Source organism: Clostridium brassicae (genome assembly GCF_026738875.1).
GTDB classification, from domain to species: domain Bacteria; phylum Bacillota; class Clostridia; order Clostridiales; family Clostridiaceae; genus Clostridium_H; species Clostridium_H brassicae.
In genome coordinates this window covers 16,820-37,427 of sequence record NZ_JAPQFJ010000002.1, presented here as the reverse complement: position 1 = coordinate 37,427, position 20,608 = coordinate 16,820, and the positions used below count along the sequence as shown (strand labels likewise).

General features: G+C 33.9%; 20 protein-coding genes, 1 tRNA gene and 1 other annotated feature. All 21 genes read right to left on the bottom strand.

The genetic code is table 11. From position 1 onward, the window contains the following. Window positions 1-25: 25 nt before the first annotated feature. Window positions 26-319 carry a 50S ribosomal protein L23 gene (gene rplW, locus OW729_RS01945; protein ID WP_268059727.1) on the bottom strand — a complete coding sequence of 98 codons (294 nt, stop codon included), beginning with the start codon at window positions 317-319 and terminating at the stop codon, window positions 26-28. After that, the gene (gene rplD / locus OW729_RS01940) at window positions 319-939 is read right to left on the bottom strand and encodes a 50S ribosomal protein L4 (protein WP_268059726.1); all 621 of its coding nucleotides are present in this window, start codon (window positions 937-939) and stop codon (window positions 319-321) included. Before rplD ends, rplW begins: the two co-directional genes overlap by 1 nt. Before the next feature lie 30 nt (window positions 940-969). Next, window positions 970-1,599: a 50S ribosomal protein L3 gene (gene rplC / locus OW729_RS01935; protein ID WP_268059725.1), complete on the bottom strand. Its 630-nt coding sequence runs from the start codon at window positions 1,597-1,599 to the stop codon at window positions 970-972. Between the two features lie 78 nt (window positions 1,600-1,677). Beyond that, complete coding sequence (rpsJ, locus tag OW729_RS01930; RefSeq protein WP_268059724.1) at window positions 1,678-1,986, bottom strand: 30S ribosomal protein S10; 309 nt, start codon at window positions 1,984-1,986, stop codon at window positions 1,678-1,680. Window positions 1,987-2,362: 376 nt separating this feature from the next. Then, window positions 2,363-3,544: an elongation factor Tu gene (tuf, locus tag OW729_RS01925; RefSeq protein ID WP_268059706.1), complete on the bottom strand. Its 1,182-nt coding sequence runs from the start codon at window positions 3,542-3,544 to the stop codon at window positions 2,363-2,365. A 198-nt stretch (window positions 3,545-3,742) separates the two neighbouring features. Further along, window positions 3,743-5,803, bottom strand: coding sequence for an elongation factor G (gene fusA, locus OW729_RS01920; protein WP_268059723.1), 2,061 nt, complete (start codon window positions 5,801-5,803; stop codon window positions 3,743-3,745). 117 nt (window positions 5,804-5,920) lie between these two features. After that, window positions 5,921-6,391, bottom strand: a complete 471-nt coding sequence (gene rpsG / locus OW729_RS01915) for a 30S ribosomal protein S7 (RefSeq protein ID WP_268059722.1) — start codon at window positions 6,389-6,391, stop codon at window positions 5,921-5,923. A 150-nt stretch (window positions 6,392-6,541) separates the two neighbouring features. Next, complete coding sequence (gene rpsL / locus OW729_RS01910; protein ID WP_268059721.1) at window positions 6,542-6,919, bottom strand: 30S ribosomal protein S12; 378 nt, start codon at window positions 6,917-6,919, stop codon at window positions 6,542-6,544. Between the two features lie 51 nt (window positions 6,920-6,970). Next, window positions 6,971-7,213 (bottom strand): ribosomal L7Ae/L30e/S12e/Gadd45 family protein, encoded by a 243-nt coding sequence (locus tag OW729_RS01905; protein ID WP_268059720.1) that lies wholly within the window; start codon window positions 7,211-7,213, stop codon window positions 6,971-6,973. A gap of 122 nt (window positions 7,214-7,335) precedes the next feature. Next, a complete protein-coding gene (gene rpoC / locus OW729_RS01900; protein WP_268059718.1) occupies window positions 7,336-10,866 on the bottom strand; it encodes a DNA-directed RNA polymerase subunit beta' in 3,531 nt (1,176 codons plus the stop codon). Window positions 10,867-10,886: 20 nt separating this feature from the next. Next, window positions 10,887-14,615 carry a DNA-directed RNA polymerase subunit beta gene (gene rpoB, locus OW729_RS01895; protein WP_268059717.1) on the bottom strand — a complete coding sequence of 1,243 codons (3,729 nt, stop codon included), beginning with the start codon at window positions 14,613-14,615 and terminating at the stop codon, window positions 10,887-10,889. Window positions 14,616-14,877: 262 nt separating this feature from the next. Further along, a complete protein-coding gene (gene rplL, locus OW729_RS01890) occupies window positions 14,878-15,246 on the bottom strand; it encodes a 50S ribosomal protein L7/L12 (RefSeq protein ID WP_268059715.1) in 369 nt (122 codons plus the stop codon). 53 nt (window positions 15,247-15,299) lie between these two features. Next, window positions 15,300-15,806 carry a 50S ribosomal protein L10 gene (rplJ, locus tag OW729_RS01885; RefSeq protein ID WP_268060020.1) on the bottom strand — a complete coding sequence of 169 codons (507 nt, stop codon included), beginning with the start codon at window positions 15,804-15,806 and terminating at the stop codon, window positions 15,300-15,302. A gap of 17 nt (window positions 15,807-15,823) precedes the next feature. After that, window positions 15,824-15,967 (bottom strand) — a sequence feature (ribosomal protein L10 leader region). Window positions 15,968-16,012: 45 nt separating this feature from the next. Next, on the bottom strand, window positions 16,013-16,711 hold the full coding sequence (gene rplA, locus OW729_RS01880; RefSeq protein ID WP_268059714.1) for a 50S ribosomal protein L1: 699 nt from the start codon (window positions 16,709-16,711) through the stop codon (window positions 16,013-16,015). 57 nt (window positions 16,712-16,768) lie between these two features. Then, the gene (rplK, locus tag OW729_RS01875) at window positions 16,769-17,194 is read right to left on the bottom strand and encodes a 50S ribosomal protein L11 (RefSeq protein ID WP_268059712.1); all 426 of its coding nucleotides are present in this window, start codon (window positions 17,192-17,194) and stop codon (window positions 16,769-16,771) included. Window positions 17,195-17,268: 74 nt separating this feature from the next. After that, a complete protein-coding gene (nusG, locus tag OW729_RS01870) occupies window positions 17,269-17,790 on the bottom strand; it encodes a transcription termination/antitermination protein NusG (protein WP_268059711.1) in 522 nt (173 codons plus the stop codon). A 46-nt stretch (window positions 17,791-17,836) separates the two neighbouring features. Continuing rightward, on the bottom strand, window positions 17,837-18,061 hold the full coding sequence (gene secE / locus OW729_RS01865; protein ID WP_268059709.1) for a preprotein translocase subunit SecE: 225 nt from the start codon (window positions 18,059-18,061) through the stop codon (window positions 17,837-17,839). A gap of 39 nt (window positions 18,062-18,100) precedes the next feature. Continuing rightward, window positions 18,101-18,250 carry a 50S ribosomal protein L33 gene (gene rpmG / locus OW729_RS01860; RefSeq protein WP_268059708.1) on the bottom strand — a complete coding sequence of 50 codons (150 nt, stop codon included), beginning with the start codon at window positions 18,248-18,250 and terminating at the stop codon, window positions 18,101-18,103. Between the two features lie 214 nt (window positions 18,251-18,464). After that, window positions 18,465-19,646: an elongation factor Tu gene (gene tuf, locus OW729_RS01855; RefSeq protein WP_268059706.1), complete on the bottom strand. Its 1,182-nt coding sequence runs from the start codon at window positions 19,644-19,646 to the stop codon at window positions 18,465-18,467. Window positions 19,647-19,731: 85 nt separating this feature from the next. Continuing rightward, window positions 19,732-19,807: transfer RNA gene (locus tag OW729_RS01850), tRNA-Thr, on the bottom strand. Between the two features lie 128 nt (window positions 19,808-19,935). Continuing rightward, the gene (gene sigH / locus OW729_RS01845; protein WP_268059705.1) at window positions 19,936-20,577 is read right to left on the bottom strand and encodes an RNA polymerase sporulation sigma factor SigH; all 642 of its coding nucleotides are present in this window, start codon (window positions 20,575-20,577) and stop codon (window positions 19,936-19,938) included. Between the last annotated feature and the right edge of the window lie 31 nt (window positions 20,578-20,608).

Below are 20,608 nucleotides of genomic sequence, written 5' to 3'. Positions count from 1 at the left end.
CTTTCGCCAATAACGGCTTAATGAATTACATTCCTTCGAAGAATTCTATTGTTTTACTGTCTGAAGTTAGCTTAACCATTGCTTTTTTATAGTCAGCTCTCTTTCCGATATGAACTCCAACTCTTTTAATCTTTCCATTTACTTTAACAGTATTTACTGATTCAACTTTTACATCGAATATTGCTTCTACTGCTCTTTTAATTTCAGATTTATTAGCATGAATATCTACAACGAAGGTGTATTTTTTATCAGCCATATCAGCCATGCTTTTTTCAGTTACTACTGGTCTTCTTATAATATCATAACTGCTCATTGCCATTATGCATACACCTCCTCAATTTTAGCAATCGCTTCTTTTGTAACAATAAACTTTCCATGCTTTAATATATCATAAACATTTAAGTTGTTAACTGGTAACACAGTTACTCCTTGTATATTTCTTGCTGATTTATAAACATTTTCATTAGATTCTGATACAATTATTAAAGCTTTTTCAGTTTCAAATGCGTTTAACATTTTAACCATTTCTTTTGTTTTTGGTGCTTCTAGTTCTAAGCTTTCAATAACTATCATTTCTTGTTCAACAACTTTGCTACTTAATGCTGATTTCATAGCAACTCTTCTCATTGATTTTGGAATAGACATTCTATAGTCTCTTGGTTTTGGTGCAAAAACTATTCCACCATGGATCCATTGAGGAGCTCTTATTGATCCTTGTCTTGCTCTACCTGTTCCTTTTTGTCTCCAAGGTTTCTTTCCTCCACCCGAAACTTCTGCTCTAGTTTTAGTTGATTGAGTTCCTTGTCTTTTATTTGCTAATTGTGCAACTACAACTTGATGTAAAGCACTTTCATTTACTTCTACTCCAAATACGTTATCTGCTAATTGGATATCTCCAACTTTTTGTCCTTCTCTATTAAATAAATCTAATGTAGGCATCCTATATCCTCCTTTCCTGAAAAACTTTTATTAAGCTTTCACTGTATCTTTTATTACAACATAACCTTTGTTTGGACCTGGTATTCCACCTTTAATTAAGATAACATTTTTTTCTGGCATAACTTTTACAACTTGAAGATTTAAAACAGTTGTTTTTTTGTTACCCATATGTCCTGGCATTTTTTTGTTTTTGAATGTTCTTGATGGGAATGATGATGCTCCCATTGAACCAACTGCTCTATGGTATTTAGAACCGTGAGCCATAGGTCCTCTGTGCATGTTCCATCTCTTAATTGTTCCTTGGAATCCCTTTCCTTTTGAAACTCCTGAAACATCAACTTTATCTCCAGCTACAAATACATCAGCCTTTATTTCATTTCCCACTTCATATTCATCTATGTTTTCTAATCTAAATTCTTTAACTATTCTCTTTAAAGCTACACCTGCTTTTGCAAAATGACCTTTAACAGGTTTATTAACTAATTTTTCTCTTATTTCACCGAATCCGATTTGGATAGCATTGTATCCATCTTTTTCTTCACTTTTCTTTTGAACAACTGCACATGGTCCTGCTTCTACAACTGTAACTGGAATAACTTTTCCATTTTCATCAAATATTTGAGTCATTCCTAATTTTCTACCTATTATAGCTTTTTTCATTTATCGCACCTCCCTAAATATTAGCGGATCACAAATTAGCAATCATAATATCTCATGATAATACCTTGTGATTATTAATTATAGTTTTATTTCAATATCTACACCTGCAGGTAAATCTAATCTCATTAAAGCATCAACAGTCTTTGGTGATGGACTTAATATATCTATAAGTCTTTTATGTGTTCTTATTTCGAACTGTTCTCTAGAATCTTTGTATTTATGAGTAGCTCTTAAGATTGTAACTATATCTTTTTCAGTTGGTAGTGGTACTGGACCAGCCACTTTAGCTCCTGTATTCTTTGCAGTTTCAACAATTTTTTCAGCTGATTGATCTAAAATATTGTGATCAAACGCCTTTAATCTAATTCTTATTTTTTGATTTGCCATTATATTTCCCTCCTTTTCATATCTCTTTACTTCATAATACTTTTCGGTGTAGTGTAAACTGCTCCAGGTGTTGCATATTTAAAATCACACCTACACATTTCATATCACCGTCGTCCGATTCAAGATCGAGACATGCTCAGCTAAGAATAACCTGGAAATCCCAGCAACCTCTTGCTTCATCGCCATTGTTGTGTTACAACTCTTATATTGTATAATATTTTTTTGATTTTGACAAGTATTTTTTAGTTTTTACATCAATTTATTTATATTTTATAAATTATATACAATATATCACTTTAAATTCAAAATAAGAGAAGAAAGTTCTCCCTTCTCCTCTTATCCATAAAGGCCTTTATTTATAATTAAATCAATAGAATTATTCTACTATAGTTGTAACAACTCCTGAACCTACTGTTCTTCCACCTTCTCTGATAGCGAATCTTAGGTTTGGTTCCATTGCTACTTGTGTTATTAATTCAACATTCATATCTATGTGATCTCCTGGCATAACCATTTCTACTCCTTCTGGTAATGCAATTGATCCTGTTACGTCTGTTGTTCTGAAATAGAATTGTGGTCTGTATCCGTTAAAGAATGGAGTGTGTCTTCCACCTTCTTCTTTCTTTAATACGTAAACTTGACCTACAAATTTTTTGTGTGGAGTTACTGTTCCTGGTTTTGCTAATACTTGACCTCTTTCGATTTCATCTCTTTGAACACCTCTTAATAATGCTCCGATGTTATCTCCTGCCATTGCTTCGTCAAGCATCTTTCTGAACATTTCTACTCCTGTACATGTTGTCTTTCCTATTTCTTCTTTCATTCCTACGATTTGTATTTCATCTCCTACATGAAGAATTCCTCTTTCAACTCTTCCTGTTGCAACTGTTCCTCTTCCTGTAATTGTGAATACATCTTCTACTGGCATTAAGAATGGTTGGTCTGTAGCTCTTTCTGGTGTTGGTATATATTCATCTACTGCTGCCATTAAGTCTAGTATACATTGATCGTCGCCTTCTTCTATTGCTTTTAACGCTGATCCTGTTACTACTGGACATCCATCTCCATCAAATCCATATTCGCTTAATAATTCTCTTACTTCCATTTCTACTAATTCTAATAATTCTGGATCGTCTACTTGGTCTGATTTGTTTAAGAATACTACTATGTGGTTAACTCCAACTCTTGATGCTAGTAGTATATGTTCTCTTGTTTGTGGCATTGGACCATCTGCTGCTGATACTACTAAGATTGCTCCATCCATTTGTGCTGCCCCTGTAATCATGTTCTTTACATAGTCAGCGTGTCCTGGACAGTCTACGTGTGCATAGTGTCTGTTTTCTGTTTCATATTCAACGTGTGCTGTGTTGATTGTAATTCCTCTTTCTTTTTCTTCTGGTGCTTTGTCTATATCTTCATAGTTTTGTACTTCTGCTCCACCAGCTTTTGCTAATGTCATTGTGATTGCTGCTGTTGTTGTTGTCTTACCGTGGTCTACGTGTCCTATTGTTCCTATGTTTACATGTGGCTTTGTTCTTTCAAACTTTTGTCTTGCCATTTTTAATTCCCTCCTATTATTTATAAGTTAAGCTTAAATATTTTTAGCTTTTTATAGTTTTATATTAATCTAATTATATCTTAATATTATTGACTTTAAACTACTATTTGTAATTTTTTTAGAATATTTATTTTAGAATAGCAGGTTAAAACTCCAATAATCTTATTAGTTGTTTAAATGATTTATAATATACAGAGACTATTTATCTCCTAAAATTTTATCAGCTATACTTTTTGGAACTTCTTCATAATGATCAAATTCCATTGTGTATGTTCCTCTACCTTGTGTTCTTGATCTTAAAACAGTTGCATATCCAAACATTTCTGAAAGCGGAACAAATGAATTTATAACTTGAGCACCTGCTCTTGGGTTCATACCTTCAATTCTACCTCTTCTTGAATTGATATCTCCCATTACATCTCCCATATATTCTTCTGGAACAACTACTTCAACTCTCATCATAGGCTCAAGTAACACTGGACTTGCTTTAGCCATAGCATTTTTAAATGCCATAGAACCTGCAACTTTAAATGCCATTTCTGATGAGTCAACATCATGGTATGAACCATCATAACATTTAACTTTAAAGTTTATAACTGGATATCCGCCTAAAATACCACTTTGGCAAGCTTCTTGAATTCCGTGATCTACAGCTGGAACGTATTCTCTTGGAATAACTCCTCCAACGATAGCATTTTCAAATTCATATTCTCCTTCATGCGGTATTAATTCAATCCAACAATGTCCGTATTGTCCACGACCACCAGATTGTCTTACAAACTTACCTTCAGCCTTAACAGCATTCTTGATAGTTTCTTTGTAAGCAACTTGAGGAGCACCAACGTTACATTCAACTTTAAATTCTCTTTGAAGTCTATCAACGATTATTTCAAGGTGAAGCTCACCCATACCAGCTATGATTACTTGACCTGTTTCCTGATCAGTATAAGTTTTGAATGTTGGATCTTCTTCTGCAAGCTTAGCAAGAGCTATACCCATTTTTTCTTGACCTGCTTTAGTCTTTGGTTCTATAGCTACATGTATAACGGGTTCTGGGAATTCCATACTTTCAAGTATTACTGGTGAGTTTTCATCACACAAAGTATCCCCAGTAGTTGTATTCTTTAACCCAATTATAGCACCTAATTCACCTGCATATAATTCTTCAACTTCTTCCCTGTGGTTAGCATGCATTTTAACAAGTCTTCCAATTCTTTCTTTCTTTCCCTTTGTACTGTTAAATACATAACTTCCACTCTTCATTATACCAGAATAAACTCTTGTGAATGCTAACTTACCAACAAATGGGTCAGTAGCTATCTTAAATGCTAATGCTGCTAGAGGTTCATCATCAGAAGCTATTCTGTCAACTTCTTCTCCGTCTTCATTAACACCTTTAATTGCTTCTATATCTGTTGGTGATGGAAGATAAGCAAGAACAGCATCTAATAAATGTTGAACTCCTTTATTTCTATATGCAGTACCGCATAATACTGGCACTATTTCATTAGATATAGTAGCCTTTCTTAATGCTGTATGTATTTCTTCTTCACTTATTTCTTCACCTTCAAGATATTTCATCATTAATTCTTCATCTGTTTCAACAATAGCTTCCATCATTGAAGATCTGTATTCTTCAGCTTGATCTTTTAATTCAGCTGGAATTTCAACCTCTTCAAAGTTTACTCCTAACTCATGATCAAAAATTATAGCTTTATTTCTAACAAGGTCTATATGTCCTTGGTAGTTATCTTCTTTTCCTATTGGAAGTTGTATAGGTACTGCATTAGCACGTAATCTTTCTCTTACAGAATTTACTGACATAAAGAAATCAGCACCTAATATATCCATCTTATTTACAAAAATCATTCTTGGAACTTTATATTTATCTGCCTGTCTCCATACAGTTTCAGTTTGAGGTTCAACCCCACCCTTAGCATCTAATATAGTTATAGCACTATCTAGTACTCTTAATGATCTTTCAACCTCAACAGTGAAATCTACGTGTCCTGGTGTGTCTATTATGTTTATTTGGTGTTCTTTCCAAAAACAAGTAGTTGCAGCAGAAGTAATTGTAATACCTCTCTCTTGTTCTTGAACCATCCAGTCCATAGTAGCCGCACCTTCATGAGTTTCTCCAATTTTATGAGTTCTTCCTGTGTAGAATAATATACGCTCTGTTGCTGTAGTTTTACCAGCATCTATGTGTGCCATTATTCCGATGTTACGAAATTTGTCTAACGGATATTGTCTTGCCACACTTTCTCCTCCTCTCAGTGAATAAATTACCATACTTATCTAAAGTTAAAATTTAGAATTGGATAAAACTGCTTCGGATTATACCAAAACAGTTTTATCACTAAATTTAAAATTATACTAGTATCTGTAGTGAGCAAACGCTTTGTTAGCTTCTGCCATTTTATGAGTATCTTCTCTCTTTTTAACAGCTGCACCAGTATTATTGGCAGCATCCATTAATTCTCCTGCTAATCTTTCTCTCATATACTTTTCGCCTCTTTTGTTAGCAGCTGCGATTAACCATCTTAATCCTAAAGTCTGTCTTCTTTCAGTTCTAACTTCTATTGGAACTTGGTAAGTAGCTCCACCTATTCTTCTTGCCTTTACTTCTAATAATGGCATAATATTGTTCATTGCTGATTCAAAAACTTCTATAGGATCGTTTCCTGTTTTTTCTGAGATTATATCAAATGCATCATAACACACTCTTTGAGCTAATCCCTTTTTACCATCTTCCATTACATTATTGATAAGTTTTGCTATAACTTGACTATTAAACTTTGGATCTGGTAATACATCTCTTTTAGGTGTATGTCCTTTTCTTGGCACTTTTCTTCCCTCCTTAACAATTGCATTTAATTCATAGGTACTCGGTATTACTACCGCAAAGTGCTCTTCTTCTGCAAAATATAAAATATTATATAATCTATATAAATGCCGAATCTAAGCACTATTTTTCAAACAAATTTTTTGTTTAAACTATTTTTGTTTTGGTCTCTTTGCACCATACTTTGATCTTGCCTGCATTCTGTTAGCCACACCAGCAGCGTCTAATGCGCCTCTAACAATGTGATATCTAACACCAGGAAGGTCCTTAACTCTTCCACCTCTTATTAAAACAACGCTATGTTCTTGTAGATTGTGTCCTATACCTGGGATATAAGCACTTACTTCAAATCCATTTGTAAGTCTAACTCTGGCAACTTTTCTTAAAGCTGAGTTAGGCTTTTTAGGAGTAGTAGTTTTTACAACTGTGCAAACCCCTCTTTTTTGTGGGCATTGTTTTAGAGCTGGTGCTGTTGACTTAGTTTCAACTGCTTTTCTTCCTTTTCTTACTAATTGGTTAATTGTTGGCATCCTTACACCTCCTTAATTTAATAAAGCTATATAAATTTTTGTTATTAACATTTATTGTTTAAGCACTAGCGAAACTGCTGATCCTACGTCTATTCCACATAGATTTCCCAGTTCTTTCATGCTGTCTACATATATAATGTCAAGAGAACTTTCTTTGGCTAACTTTATCACCGGCTGTAGTAAATCACCATCTGCATCTCTTGCAACATAAAGTAACTGGCCTTCACCGTTTTTCAGATGTTTCAAAGTTTGCTTTATACCAATAACTATATGGCCTTCAACTCGATTAACCACCTAGAGCCCCCCTTAACAACATTATCTTAGAGATAAGGATATATCCTTATCTCTAAGATGTCATCATATATACACAAAATGTATTTTAACATTTTACTTTGCCCATGTCAATAAAATCAATATTAAGCTTCGTTAATATTTATTAAATTTTCATCAGCATGTTCTGTATTTAATTTTATGGCTCTATATCTCATCATTCCTGTTCCAGCAGGAATTAACTTACCTATCAATACATTTTCTTTTAATCCAATCAAAGGATCTACTTTTCCTTTGATTGCTGCATCTGTAAGTACTCTTGTAGTTTCTTGGAATGAAGCTGCTGATAAGAATGAGTCTGTAGCAAGTGCAGCTTTTGTTATTCCTAATAAAGCAATATCACCTGTAGCTGGCTCTCCTCCTCTTTCTATAGCTTCATTGTTCATTTCCTCAAAATCAAATATATCAACTAATGTTCCTGGTAGTAGTTCTGTATCACCAGATTCTTTTATTTTAACTTTTCTAGTCATTTGTCTTACTACTACTTCCAAGTGCTTATCATTAATATCAACACCTTGTAGTCTATATACTTTTTGTACTTCAGATAAAAGATAGTTTTTAACTTCTTTTGGTCCTTTTATAGCCAAAATATCATGTGGATTTATAGAACCTTCTGTGATTTCATCACCAGCTTCAAGCCTATCACCATTATAAACCCTTATCCTTGATCCAAATGGTATATCATAAGATTTAACTTCTCCTGAATCAGTTGTCACATGTATTATTCTCTTTTTCTTAGTTTCTTCTACTCTAACAACACCTGAAACTTCACTTATTATTGCAAGACCTTTTGGTTTTCTCGCTTCAAACAATTCTTCAACCCTTGGAAGACCTTGAGTAATATCAGCTCCGGCAACTCCTCCAGTATGGAATGTTCTCATTGTAAGCTGAGTTCCTGGTTCACCTATTGATTGTGCAGCAACTATTCCCACAGCTTCTCCTATATTTATCTTCTTCGCTGTAGCCATATTCATTCCATAGCATTTAGCACAAACTCCATGTTTTGATTTACATGTAAATACTGATCTTATTTTCACTTTCTTAATTCCTAGTGCTTCTACCTTTTCTGCCATATCTATATCCATATAAGTATCTCTAGGAACTACTATTTCTCCTGTTTGAGAATTCATTATATCTTCTGCAGCATATCTTCCTGTAAGTCTTTCAGCTAAACTTTCAATTACTTCATTTCCTTCTTTGATTTCAGTAACTTCAAATCCTTCTAAAGTTCCACAGTCTTCTTCTCTAACTATAACATCTTGGCTTACATCTACAAGTCTTCTAGTTAAATATCCAGAGTCTGCTGTCTTAAGTGCTGTATCCGCATTACCTTTTCTAGCTCCATGTGTTGACAAGAAATATTCTAATACATCTAATCCTTCTCTAAAAGATGCCTTTATAGGAAGCTCTATAATCTTACCTGATGGGTTAGCCATAAGTCCTCTCATACCAGCTAGCTGTTTTATCTGAGCTTTTGATCCTCTGGCTCCAGAATCAGCCATCATAAAGATTGGATTAAATTTATCAAGATTATCCATTAACGCATTGGCTACATCTTCTGTTGTTGCACTCCATTTTTCAATTACTCTTTCATATCTCTCTTCTTGAGATATGAATCCTCTTCTATACATCTTTTCTATCTTTTCTATATTTTCTTCAGTATCTGAAAGTAATTTCCCTTTATTTGGTGGAACTGTCATATCAGATACCGATATAGTTATAGCTCCTATAGTAGAATAATGATATCCTTTTGCCTTTATTCTATCGAGCATAATAGATGTAGTAGTCGGACCATACTTATTGTAGCATTTATTAATTATTTTTTCTAAACTTTTTTTATTAACTAGGAAATCCACTTCTAATTTAAATTCATTTTCCGGATTGCTTCTATCAATAAAACCTAACTCTTGTGGTATAGACTCATTGAAAATAAGTTTACCTGGTGTAGCATCAATTATACCAAAAGATACCTTACCATCCTTAACTTTAGATACTTTAACTTTTACCTTAGCATGAATATCTACTTCACCTAATTGATAAGCCATTAGAAGCTCTTCTGGACTATGGAATACCTTACCTTCTCCTTTAACGCCATCCTTATCTAAGGTTAAATAATATGACCCTAAAATCATATCTTGAGTAGGTACACATACTGGCTTACCATCTGAAGGTTTTAATATATTATTAGCCGCAAGCATTAAAAATCTAGCTTCAGCTTGTGCTTCAACTGAAAGAGGTACATGCACTGCCATTTGGTCTCCATCAAAGTCAGCATTATAAGCAGTACATACCAACGGATGAAGCTTTATTGCTCTACCTTCTACTAGAATTGGTTGGAAGGCTTGAATACCAAGTCTATGGAGTGTAGGGGCACGGTTTAAAAGTACTGGATGTTCGGAAATAACTTCTTCAAGTACATCCCAAACTTGAGGCATTACTCTCTCTACCATCTTTTTAGAACTTTTAATATTATGTGCTGCTCCACTTTCAACTAGCTTCTTCATAACAAATGGTTTAAATAATTCAAGAGCCATTTCTTTTGGAAGTCCACATTGATACATTTTAAGTTCTGGACCTACAACTATAACCGAACGACCTGAATAGTCAACACGTTTTCCTAGAAGGTTTTGTCTAAATCTTCCTTGTTTACCTTTTAGCATATCTGATAATGATTTTAATGGTCTGTTTCCAGGACCTGTAACAGGTCTTCCACGTCTTCCATTATCAATCAAGGCATCAACTGCTTCTTGAAGCATTCTTTTTTCATTTCTTACTATGATATCAGGTGCTCCCAAATCTAAAAGTTTTTTCAATCTATTGTTTCTATTTATAACTCTTCTATATAAGTCGTTTAAATCTGATGTAGCAAATCTTCCTCCATCTAATTGAACCATAGGTCTTAAATCTGGAGGTATTACTGGAATTACATCAATAACCATCCATTCTGGTCTGTTTTTAGACTTTCTAAAAGATTCCACTACCTCAAGTCTTCTTATTGTTCTAACTTTCTTTTGACCTGTGCTAGTTTTTAAACCTTCTTTAAGTTCAATTGATAAATTCTCTAGGTCTATTTCTTCTAGTAATTGTTTTACTACTTCAGCACCCATTCCTGCTACAAAGCTATCTTCTCCGTACTTATCTACACTTTCCCTATACTCTTTTTCACTTAATAGTTGTTTCTTTAATAGTGGAGTTTCTTTAGGATCTAAAACAACATATGATGCGAAGTATAGTACTTTTTCTAGAGATCTAGGAGACATATCTAAGATAAGCCCCATACGTGATGGTATTCCTTTAAAATACCATATATGTGATACTGGTGCTGCCAATTCAATGTGTCCCATTCTCTCACGTCTAACCTTAGCTTTTGTTACTTCAACTCCACACCTATCACATACTATTCCTTTATATCTAACTCTCTTATATTTACCACAATGACATTCCCAGTCTTTGATGGGTCCAAATATTCTCTCACAAAATAATCCATCCTTCTCTGGTTTTAATGTTCTGTAGTTAATTGTTTCTGGCTTTTTAACTTCTCCTCTTGACCATTCTCTAATTTTTTCTGGTGAAGCTAACCCTATTTGCAAAGCCTCAAAATTATTTAACTCTATCAAGGGTAAATCCTCCCTCCACATTAATGTTCATCATTAAAATCTTCTAGTTCGAATTCATCTCCCAATTCATCTAATGATGGCAGCTCATCATAATCTAATTTAGCATCCTCATCTTCATTCTCTTTATCACTTTCTTCATCTGCATAGTCCTTAGCTTCTACATCATTGTTTGTTGAAGTTACAGTTCCTTCTTCATTACCTTCGATATTTACTCCTAATTCTTCCATTTCCTCATCAACAGATTCTTTTATTGTAATCTCTTCGTTAGCATCACTTAACACTTTTACATTTAAGCATAGTGCCTGTAATTCTTTGATAAGAACCTTGAAAGACTCTGGGACTCCAGATTCAGGAATATTTTCACCTTTTACTATTGCCTCATATGTTTTAACTCTACCTACAACGTCATCAGATTTAACAGTCAAAACTTCTTGAAGTGTATGTGCAGCTCCATAAGCTTCTAGAGCCCAAACTTCCATTTCTCCAAATCTTTGACCACCAAATTGCGCTTTACCACCTAGAGGTTGCTGTGTAACCAGTGAATATGGTCCTGTAGATCTTGCATGAATCTTATCATCAACAAGGTGATGAAGCTTTAATATATACATGTATCCTACAGTAACTCTATTATCAAAAGGTTCTCCTGTTCTTCCATCATATAATGTAGTTTTTCCATCTGCAGAATATCCAGCTTCTTCTAGTAATTCAACTATTTCGTCTTCTTCTGCACCATCAAATACTGGCGTAGCAATATGCCATCCCATTTCACTTGCGGCCATTCCTAGGTGAACTTCAAGTACCTGACCTATATTCATACGAGAAGGTACTCCTAGAGGATTTAAGCATATTTGAAGCGGTCTTCCGTCTGGTAAAAATGGCATATCTTCTTCAGGTAATATTCTAGATATAACACCCTTATTACCATGTCTTCCAGCCATTTTGTCTCCTACAGATATTTTTCTCTTTTGAGCTATATAACATCTAACTAACTCATTAACTCCTGGAGGAAGTTCATCACCGTTTTCTCTTGTAAATACTTTAACATCAACAATTATTCCAGCTTCTCCGTGTGGAACTCTAAGTGAAGTATCTCTAACTTCTCTTGCCTTTTCTCCGAAAATCGCTCTTAAAAGTCTTTCTTCAGCAGTTAACTCAGTTTCTCCTTTAGGCGTAACCTTTCCTACTAATATGTCACCAGCTCTTACTTCTGCACCAATTCTAATAATGCCTCTTTCATCTATGTTCTTAAGCGCGTCTTCACCTACATTTGGTATATCTCTTGTTATTTCTTCAGGTCCCAATTTTGTATCTCTAGCTTCTGCTTCATATTCTTCTATATGAATAGATGTGAATATATCATCACGTACAAGTTGTTCTGATACAAGCATAGCATCTTCGTAGTTATAACCTTCCCAAGTTATAAATCCAATTCTTATGTTTTGACCTAAGGCAATTTCCCCTAAATCAGTAGATGGTCCATCTGCTAATACGTCTCCACGTTTTACCTTGTCACCTTTATCTACTATAGGTCTTTGATTTATACATGTACCTTGGTTTGATCTTTTATATTTTAAGAGTCTATGTTTATCAATACCACCGTCAGAATCTCTTTTTATTTTTATTTCATCTGCACTAACATAGATTATAGTTCCGTCATTTTCAGCTTTTGGAAGAACTCCAGAATCCACAGCCGCTTTGTATTCTATTCCTGTACCTACTACGGGCGCAGCTGGCTTCACTAATGGCACTGCTTGTCGTTGCATGTTTGATCCCATTAGGGCACGGCTGGCATCATCATTCTCAAGGAACGGAATCATTGCCGTAGCAACAGAAACTATTTGTCTAGCAGAAACATCCATTAAGTCTACTTGCTCTTTTGGAATAACCATAACATCTTCTTCATCTCTAACAGTTATCTTATCATCAACAAAGTGTCCTTCTGAATCTAATGGTTCTTTTACTTGAGCAATTAAATAAAGATCCTCTTCATCTGCTGTCAAATATTTCATTTCATCAGTAACTTTACATGTTTTTTTGTCTACAACTCTATAAGGTGTTTCTATAAAGCCATACTCATTAACTCTGGCATAACATGCAAGTGAGTTTATAAGCCCTATATTAGGTCCTTCAGGCGTTTCTATAGGACACATTCTTCCATAATGAGAGTGGTGAACGTCTCTAACCTCAAATCCAGCTCTTTCTCTTGAAAGACCTCCTGGTCCTAACGCTGATAGTCTTCTTTTATGAGTTAACTCTGATAACGGATTAGTCTGATCCATGAACTGTGAAAGTTGTGAACTACCAAAAAATTCTTTAATAGCAGCTGCAACTGGCCTAATATTTATTAATGCTTGAGGTGTTATAACTTCTTGGTCTTGAATCGTCATTCTTTCTTTGACTACTCTTTCCATTCTTGACAATCCAATTCTGAATTGGTTCTGTAGCAATTCACCAACTGATCTTAAACGTCTATTTCCTAAATGATCTATATCATCAATATTACCAATTCCATAAGGTAATCCTAATTCATAGCTTATAGTTGCATTAATGTCATCTGTAACTATGTGCTTAGGAATCAATTCATGAATTCTTTTCCTTATTTCTTCTTTAATATCATTTTCATTAGTAAAATTATCCAATATGTTTTTTAAAGTTGGATAATGAACATTTTCCTTTATTCTTAAATCTGATATATCAAAGTCTATAAAATTATGTATGTCAACAAAATGGTTTCCTATAACTTTAATTATCTTATCTTCTACTTGAATTCTTACACTATTTACTCCACATTGTTCAATTTCATATGCTTTTTCTCTATCTATAACTTCACCTTTTTGAGTTAATATCTCTCCTGTAGCTGGATTTACAACATCTTCAGCTGCAATTTGGTTCGTTATTCTAAGAGAAATAGCAAGCTTCTTATTAAACTTATATCTTCCTACTCTAGATAAATCATATCTTTTTGCATCAAAAAACAAAGAGTTTATAAGTGAAACTGCACTATCAACTGTTGGTGGTTCACCTGGCCTTAATCTCTTATAAATTTCAAGTAATGCTTCTTCTCTAGTTTTTGTATTATCTTTTTCTATAGTAGCTTTTAATCTTTCTTCTTCACCAAAAAAGTCTACAATTTCTATATCACTTCCAAGCCCTAAAGCTCTTGTTAATATAGTTATCGGAAGTTTTCTAGTTTTATCTATTCTTACGTATATAATGTCATTAGAGTCAGTCTCATACTCTAACCACGCACCTCTATTAGGTATTACTGTTGAAGAAAATAATTTCTTACCTGTTTTGTCAACAGTATATCCATAGTATGCACCTGGTGATCTAACTAATTGGCTTACTATTACCCTTTCCGCACCATTAATTAAAAATGTTCCTTGTTGAGTCATTAATGGGAAATCCCCCATAAACACCTCTTGCTCTTTAACTTCTCCAGTTTCTTTATTAAATAGTCTTACTTTAACCTTTAATGGAGCAGCATACGTAGCATCTCTTTCTTTACATTCCTCTACACAATATTTGATGGCATCCTTGTCTAGCGTATAGTCAATAAACTCTAGCACAAGATTTCCTGTATAATCTTGTATAGGATTTATGTCATCAAATACCTCTTTTAGTCCTTCTTCCCAAAACCAGTCATAAGAATTTAATTGAACCTCAATTAAATTTGGCATAGGACACATTTCATTTACTTTTGAGAAGCTCATTCTCGTTCTTTTACCAATTTGAATAGGATGTACCATTAAAAATTTCACCCCTCGCATAAGAAATAACAAAAAATATATCTATATTTAATATTTAACCTAGATATACATGCTCATTTTATTAGTTTAACCAAAAAAAATAATTTAATTCATAAAATAGTAATTATTGTAATTGTTGTCTTACTTTTTAGCTTTATGCATTAAATTATAATATCACAATAGATTTTTAGTGTCAACAATGTTTTTCTATACATTTAAAAAAGGCACTCTTGTATAAGTGCCTTTTTTTAAAGTCAACTTCTTATTTTAATTCTATAGTAGCACCAACTTCTTCAAGTTTTGCTTTCATTTCGTCTGCAGCTTCTTTAGCTACTGCTTCTTTAACTGTCTTTGGAGCTCCATCAACTATTTCTTTAGCTTCTTTTAATCCTAATCCAGTTATTTCTCTAACAGCTTTGATAACTTTAATTTTTTGTGAACCTGCACTAGCTAAAACTACATCAAATTCAGTTTTTTCTTCTGCAGCAGCTCCGCCTGCAACTGCCCCACCTGCAACTGCAACTGGTGCAGCAGCACTTACTCCAAATTCTTCCTCACATGCTTTTACTAATTCGTTTAATTCTAATACTGACATTTCTTTTATACCTTGAATGATTTCTTCTCTTGTCATTATAATCGCACCTCCATATTTTTTAATCTAATTATTTTAGTATATTATACTTATTATTCAGCACTTTCAGCTGACTCGTTTTTTTCCTTTATTGCATTTAATAAGTAAACAAAATTTGACATTGGAGCTTTTAAGCTTCCAAGTAATTTTGCAATAAGTACTTCTTTTGGTGGTATTGATGCAACTTCTTTAATTTTAGTTTCATCATATACTGTACCTTGAACTAATCCAGCTTTCAACTCTAATTTTTTATGATCTTTAGCAAAATCATTAAGAATTCTTGCTGGAGCTGTAGCGTCATCATATGACATTGCAATAGAAACTGGTCCCTTTAGGTACTGTTCTAAACCTTCGATTCCTAATTCTTTAGCTGCTAAAGCAACTAATGTATTTTTGTAAATTTTATACTCTACGCCTGCTTCTCTAAAGTTTTTTCTAAGTTGAGTATCTTCTTCAACAGTTAATCCTTGATAATCAGCAAGAACAACAGCCTCTGCCTTTTCCATTTTTTCTTTTATCTCTTGAACCTTAGCTTGTTTTAATTGTCTATTTTTGCTTATCACCGCTGCCACCTCCTTAATAAAAATTAAAAACCTCTCCGCAGACAACGAAGAGGTTAAAATACTCTATACCGAACAAACCGAATATTTTAAATCCTCGGTAGGTTGGTTACCCGTTACGCCTTAGCACCTACTGTCTACGGAATATTATCATATTAATTTTTCAACCTTGTGTATTATATCAAATAACAGCAACTATGTCAATATTATTCTACAACTTTTGCTGGATTTATTTTTACTCCAGGTCCCATAGTGCTTGATAAAGATACAGATTTAAGATATTGTCCTTTTGCCGCTGCTGGTTTAGCCTTAATTAAAGCTTCCATTAAAGCAACATAGTTTTGAGCAAGTTTTTCATTTCCAAAAGATTTTTTTCCTATTGGAACATGAACAATTGCAGTTTTATCTACTCTGTATTCAACCTTACCAGCTTTAATTTCTGATATAGCCTTAGTAACATCAAATGTTACTGTTCCTGATTTAGGGTTAGGCATTAATCCTTTAGGTCCTAATACTCTACCTAATCTACCTACTAATCCCATCATATCTGGTGTAGCAACAACTACATCAAATTCAAACCAGTTTTCTTTTTGAATTTTTTCTATATATTCTTCTGCTCCAACATAATCTGCTCCTGCAGCTTCTGCTTCTTTAGCTTTATCACCTTTTGCAAAAACTAAAGCTCTAACTGTTTTACCTGTACCATTAGGAAGTACTACTGTACCTCTGACTTGTTGGTCTGCATGTCTTGGATCAACACCAAGTCTTACAGAAAGTTCTACAGTTTCATCAAATTTAGCTTTTGCAGTTTTTAAAACAAGGTCCATAGCTTCTGAAGGTGTATATAAAGCATCTTTATCTATAAGCTTCAAGCTTTCTTGATAGCCTTTACCTCTTTTTGCCATTTTCATTCCTCCTTGTGGTTTTAGCGGTTTTTACCTCCCACTAATTTAATAAAACTACTATTCTTCTACTGTTACGCCCATGCTTCTAGCTGTACCAGCTATCATGCTCATCGCTGTTTCTATTGATCCTGCATTTAAATCAGGCATCTTTGTTTCAGCTATTTCTTTTAATTGAGCTTGAGTTAACTTACCAACTTTCTTTCTGTTCGGTTCTCCTGAACCACTGTCTAATCCAACTGCTTTTTTAATTAAAACTGCTGCTGGAGGAGTTTTTAATATAAAGCTGAAAGATCTGTCTTGGTATACTGAAATTATAACTGGAATTGTCATTCCAGCTTGGTTTGCAGTTTTAGCATTATATTCTTTACAGAACGCCATAATGTTAACTCCGTGTTGACCTAATGCTGGACCAACTGGTGGAGCTGGAGTTGCCTTTCCTGCAGGAAGTTGAAGTTTTATCATTCCCATTACTTTTTTTGCCATAGTTTACACCTCCTCATACGTGGTAATGCGAGTTTTAAACTCTCCCACTTTATAAGACTTTGTCTTATAGTAGGTTAATCTAATTTTTCTATTTGATTAAAATCAAGTTCAACAGGAGTTTCCCTGCCAAACATATTAACTAAACCTTTGATCTTATGTTTTTCAACATTAATTTCTTGAATTAATGCAACGAAATTTTCCAACGGACCTGACATAACCTTAACACTTTCACCTACTTCAATATCCATGTCAACAACTTTTTGAGCTATTCCCATAGCTAACACTTCATCCTCAGTAAGTGGAACTGGCTTAGATCCAGGTCCTACAAATCCTGTAACCCCTCTTGTATTTCTTACTATGTACCAAGACTCATCTGTCATTATCATATTAACAAGCACATATCCAGGAAACACTTTCTTTTGAGTTATCTTTTTCTTGCCGTCTTTAACTTCAACGACTTCTTCCATTGGAACTTGTATATCATGAATTAAATCATGTAATCCTCTATTATCAATTGTTTTTTCTAAATTAACTTTTACTTTATTTTCATATCCAGAATAGGTATGCACAACATACCATCTTGCTTTCTCTGCCATATTATTAGGATGAGGCTATATCCTCATTCCTACCTCCCTTTTTTCTTTATTTAGTGAAAATAAGCTTAAAAAGGCCTTGAAATCCATAATCCATCAATCCAATCATTACTGCGCTAACAACACAAAAAAACAAAACAATTAATGTGGATTTTTTAACTTCATTCTTAGGAGGCCAAGTTATTCTCTTTGTTTCTGCCTTTACTTCCTTAAAAAACTTACCCACTCCTATAGATGATGGCTCTTTAACCTGTTTTTTTTCATTAGCAGCCATATTATTCACATCCTTAAAAAATTTTAGGAAAAACACTACCTATTTTGTTTCTTTGTGAAGTGTGTGTTTGTGGCAGAACTTACAATACTTATTCATTTCTAATCTTTCTGGATCGTTCTTTTTATTTTTCATTGTATTATAATTTCTTTGTTTACATTCTGTACATGCTAAAGTTACTTTTACTCTCATGTTCTACACCTCCTGATTCTGCGTATACACACACAGGTATTACTGATAACACTTATTATCTTAAGTACGTACTACCTAACAAATTTATCATAAGTTACACTGTATGTCAACTTGTTTTTAGCTTATACCCTTGATTTTGTTATCCTCTGTTTTAATTTCTTTTAAAAGGACTAAGTTTTTCAACCCAGTCCCATTTATAATTAAATCAATAGAATTATTCTACTATAGTTGTAACAACTCCTGAACCTACTGTTCTTCCACCTTCTCTGATAGCGAATCTTAGGTTTGGTTCCATTGCTACTTGTGTTATTAATTCAACATTCATATCTATGTGATCTCCTGGCATAACCATTTCTACTCCTTCTGGTAATGCAATTGATCCTGTTACGTCTGTTGTTCTGAAATAGAATTGTGGTCTGTATCCGTTAAAGAATGGAGTGTGTCTTCCACCTTCTTCTTTCTTTAATACGTAAACTTGACCTACAAATTTTTTGTGTGGAGTTACTGTTCCTGGTTTTGCTAATACTTGACCTCTTTCGATTTCATCTCTTTGAACACCTCTTAATAATGCTCCGATGTTATCTCCTGCCATTGCTTCGTCAAGCATCTTTCTGAACATTTCTACTCCTGTACATGTTGTCTTTCCTATTTCTTCTTTCATTCCTACGATTTGTATTTCATCTCCTACATGAAGAATTCCTCTTTCAACTCTTCCTGTTGCAACTGTTCCTCTTCCTGTAATTGTGAATACATCTTCTACTGGCATTAAGAATGGTTGGTCTGTAGCTCTTTCTGGTGTTGGTATATATTCATCTACTGCTGCCATTAAGTCTAGTATACATTGATCGTCGCCTTCTTCTATTGCTTTTAACGCTGATCCTGTTACTACTGGACATCCATCTCCATCAAATCCATATTCGCTTAATAATTCTCTTACTTCCATTTCTACTAATTCTAATAATTCTGGATCGTCTACTTGGTCTGATTTGTTTAAGAATACTACTATGTGGTTAACTCCAACTCTTGATGCTAGTAGTATATGTTCTCTTGTTTGTGGCATTGGACCATCTGCTGCTGATACTACTAAGATTGCTCCATCCATTTGTGCTGCCCCTGTAATCATGTTCTTTACATAGTCAGCGTGTCCTGGACAGTCTACGTGTGCATAGTGTCTGTTTTCTGTTTCATATTCAACGTGTGCTGTGTTGATTGTAATTCCTCTTTCTTTTTCTTCTGGTGCCTTGTCTATATCTTCATAGTTTTGTACTTCTGCTCCACCAGCTTTTGCTAATGTCATTGTGATTGCTGCTGTTGTTGTTGTCTTACCGTGGTCTACGTGTCCTATTGTTCCTATGTTTACATGTGGCTTTGTTCTTTCAAACTTTTGTCTTGCCATTTTTAATTCCTCCTAACATATGTAATAATTTTAAACCCTTTTTTCGTAAACTCATCCTGGTGTGTTACTTGATTATTCAAAACGTTGGAGCCCACGACCGGGTTTGAACCGGCGACCTCCACCTTACCAAGGTGACGCTCTGCCTGCTGAGCTACATGGGCATTTTAAATTAAATATAAAGGAGCCCATAAAAACTAGCATTAATTCCCGTTTGTTTACAGGGTATGCCAAAGTCCTACACCAATTATTAATTTTACTATTTTCATTTTTCTTTGTCAATATACTTTTTTCATCTTTTATTTAAGCATTTTTCCAATTTTCTTTTTACTCTCTGTAAAGCATTATCTATAGACTTAGAATGTCTATCTAAATCACAAGCAATTTCCTGATAGGACTTTCCTTCTAAATAAGAATTTAATACTTCATATTCTAGTTCTGATAAAACTCCCTCAATTTCATTTTCGATTTTTATAACTTCTTCTTTACTTATAACCACCTCTTCTGGATCCGATACTTTAACAGCAGATAATATGTCTAATAAAGTTCTATCTGACTCCTCATCATAAATCGGTTTGTTTAAAGAAATATATGTATTAAGAGGTATATGTTTTTGTCTCGTAGCTGTCTTAATGGCAGTTATAATTTGCCTTGTAACACATAATTCAGCAAATGCCTTAAAAGAAGATAGTTTATCTGATTTAAAATCTCTAATAGCCTTATATAACCCTATCATTCCTTCTTGATAAATGTCTTCCTTATCTGCACCTATTAAAAAGTAAGATTTCGCCTTAGCTTTAACAAAGTTCTTGTATTTGTTTATCAAATATTCTTGTGCTTCTCCATTACCACTCTTAGCTCTTATAGCTATTTCTTCGTCTAACATCTGATTTAAATCAATGCTATTAACACTCGCTTCAATATTATTTGACAAAATATCCCCTCCATACAACACATACACTTAA

Excerpts from the sequence above, each read along its gene's own strand:
- rplW (WP_268059727.1), bottom strand. The coding sequence starts at position 319 with ATGGCAATGAGCAGTTATGATATTATAAGAAGACCAGTAGTAACTGAA.
- rplD (WP_268059726.1), bottom strand. The coding sequence starts at position 939 with ATGCCTACATTAGATTTATTTAATAGAGAAGGACAAAAAGTTGGAGAT.
- rplC (WP_268059725.1), bottom strand. The coding sequence starts at position 1,599 with ATGAAAAAAGCTATAATAGGTAGAAAATTAGGAATGACTCAAATATTT.
- rpsJ (WP_268059724.1), bottom strand. The coding sequence starts at position 1,986 with ATGGCAAATCAAAAAATAAGAATTAGATTAAAGGCGTTTGATCACAAT.
- tuf (WP_268059706.1), bottom strand. The coding sequence starts at position 3,544 with ATGGCAAGACAAAAGTTTGAAAGAACAAAGCCACATGTAAACATAGGA.
- rpsL (WP_268059721.1), bottom strand. The coding sequence starts at position 6,919 with ATGCCAACAATTAACCAATTAGTAAGAAAAGGAAGAAAAGCAGTTGAA.
- rpoB (WP_268059717.1), bottom strand. The coding sequence starts at position 14,615 with ATGGTACATCCTATTCAAATTGGTAAAAGAACGAGAATGAGCTTCTCA.
- rplL (WP_268059715.1), bottom strand. The coding sequence starts at position 15,246 with ATGACAAGAGAAGAAATCATTCAAGGTATAAAAGAAATGTCAGTATTA.
- rplA (WP_268059714.1), bottom strand. The coding sequence starts at position 16,711 with ATGGCAAAAAGAGGTAAAGGCTATCAAGAAAGCTTGAAGCTTATAGAT.
- rplK (WP_268059712.1), bottom strand. The coding sequence starts at position 17,194 with ATGGCAAAAAAAGTAATGGGAATGATAAAACTTCAACTTCCTGCAGGA.
- nusG (WP_268059711.1), bottom strand. The coding sequence starts at position 17,790 with ATGGCAGAGAAAGCAAGATGGTATGTTGTGCATACCTATTCTGGATAT.
- secE (WP_268059709.1), bottom strand. The coding sequence starts at position 18,061 with ATGGCTGCTAATGAAAAAAAACAGGTTAAAGAGCCATCATCTATAGGA.
- rpmG (WP_268059708.1), bottom strand. The coding sequence starts at position 18,250 with ATGAGAGTAAAAGTAACTTTAGCATGTACAGAATGTAAACAAAGAAAT.
- tuf (WP_268059706.1), bottom strand. The coding sequence starts at position 19,646 with ATGGCAAGACAAAAGTTTGAAAGAACAAAGCCACATGTAAACATAGGA.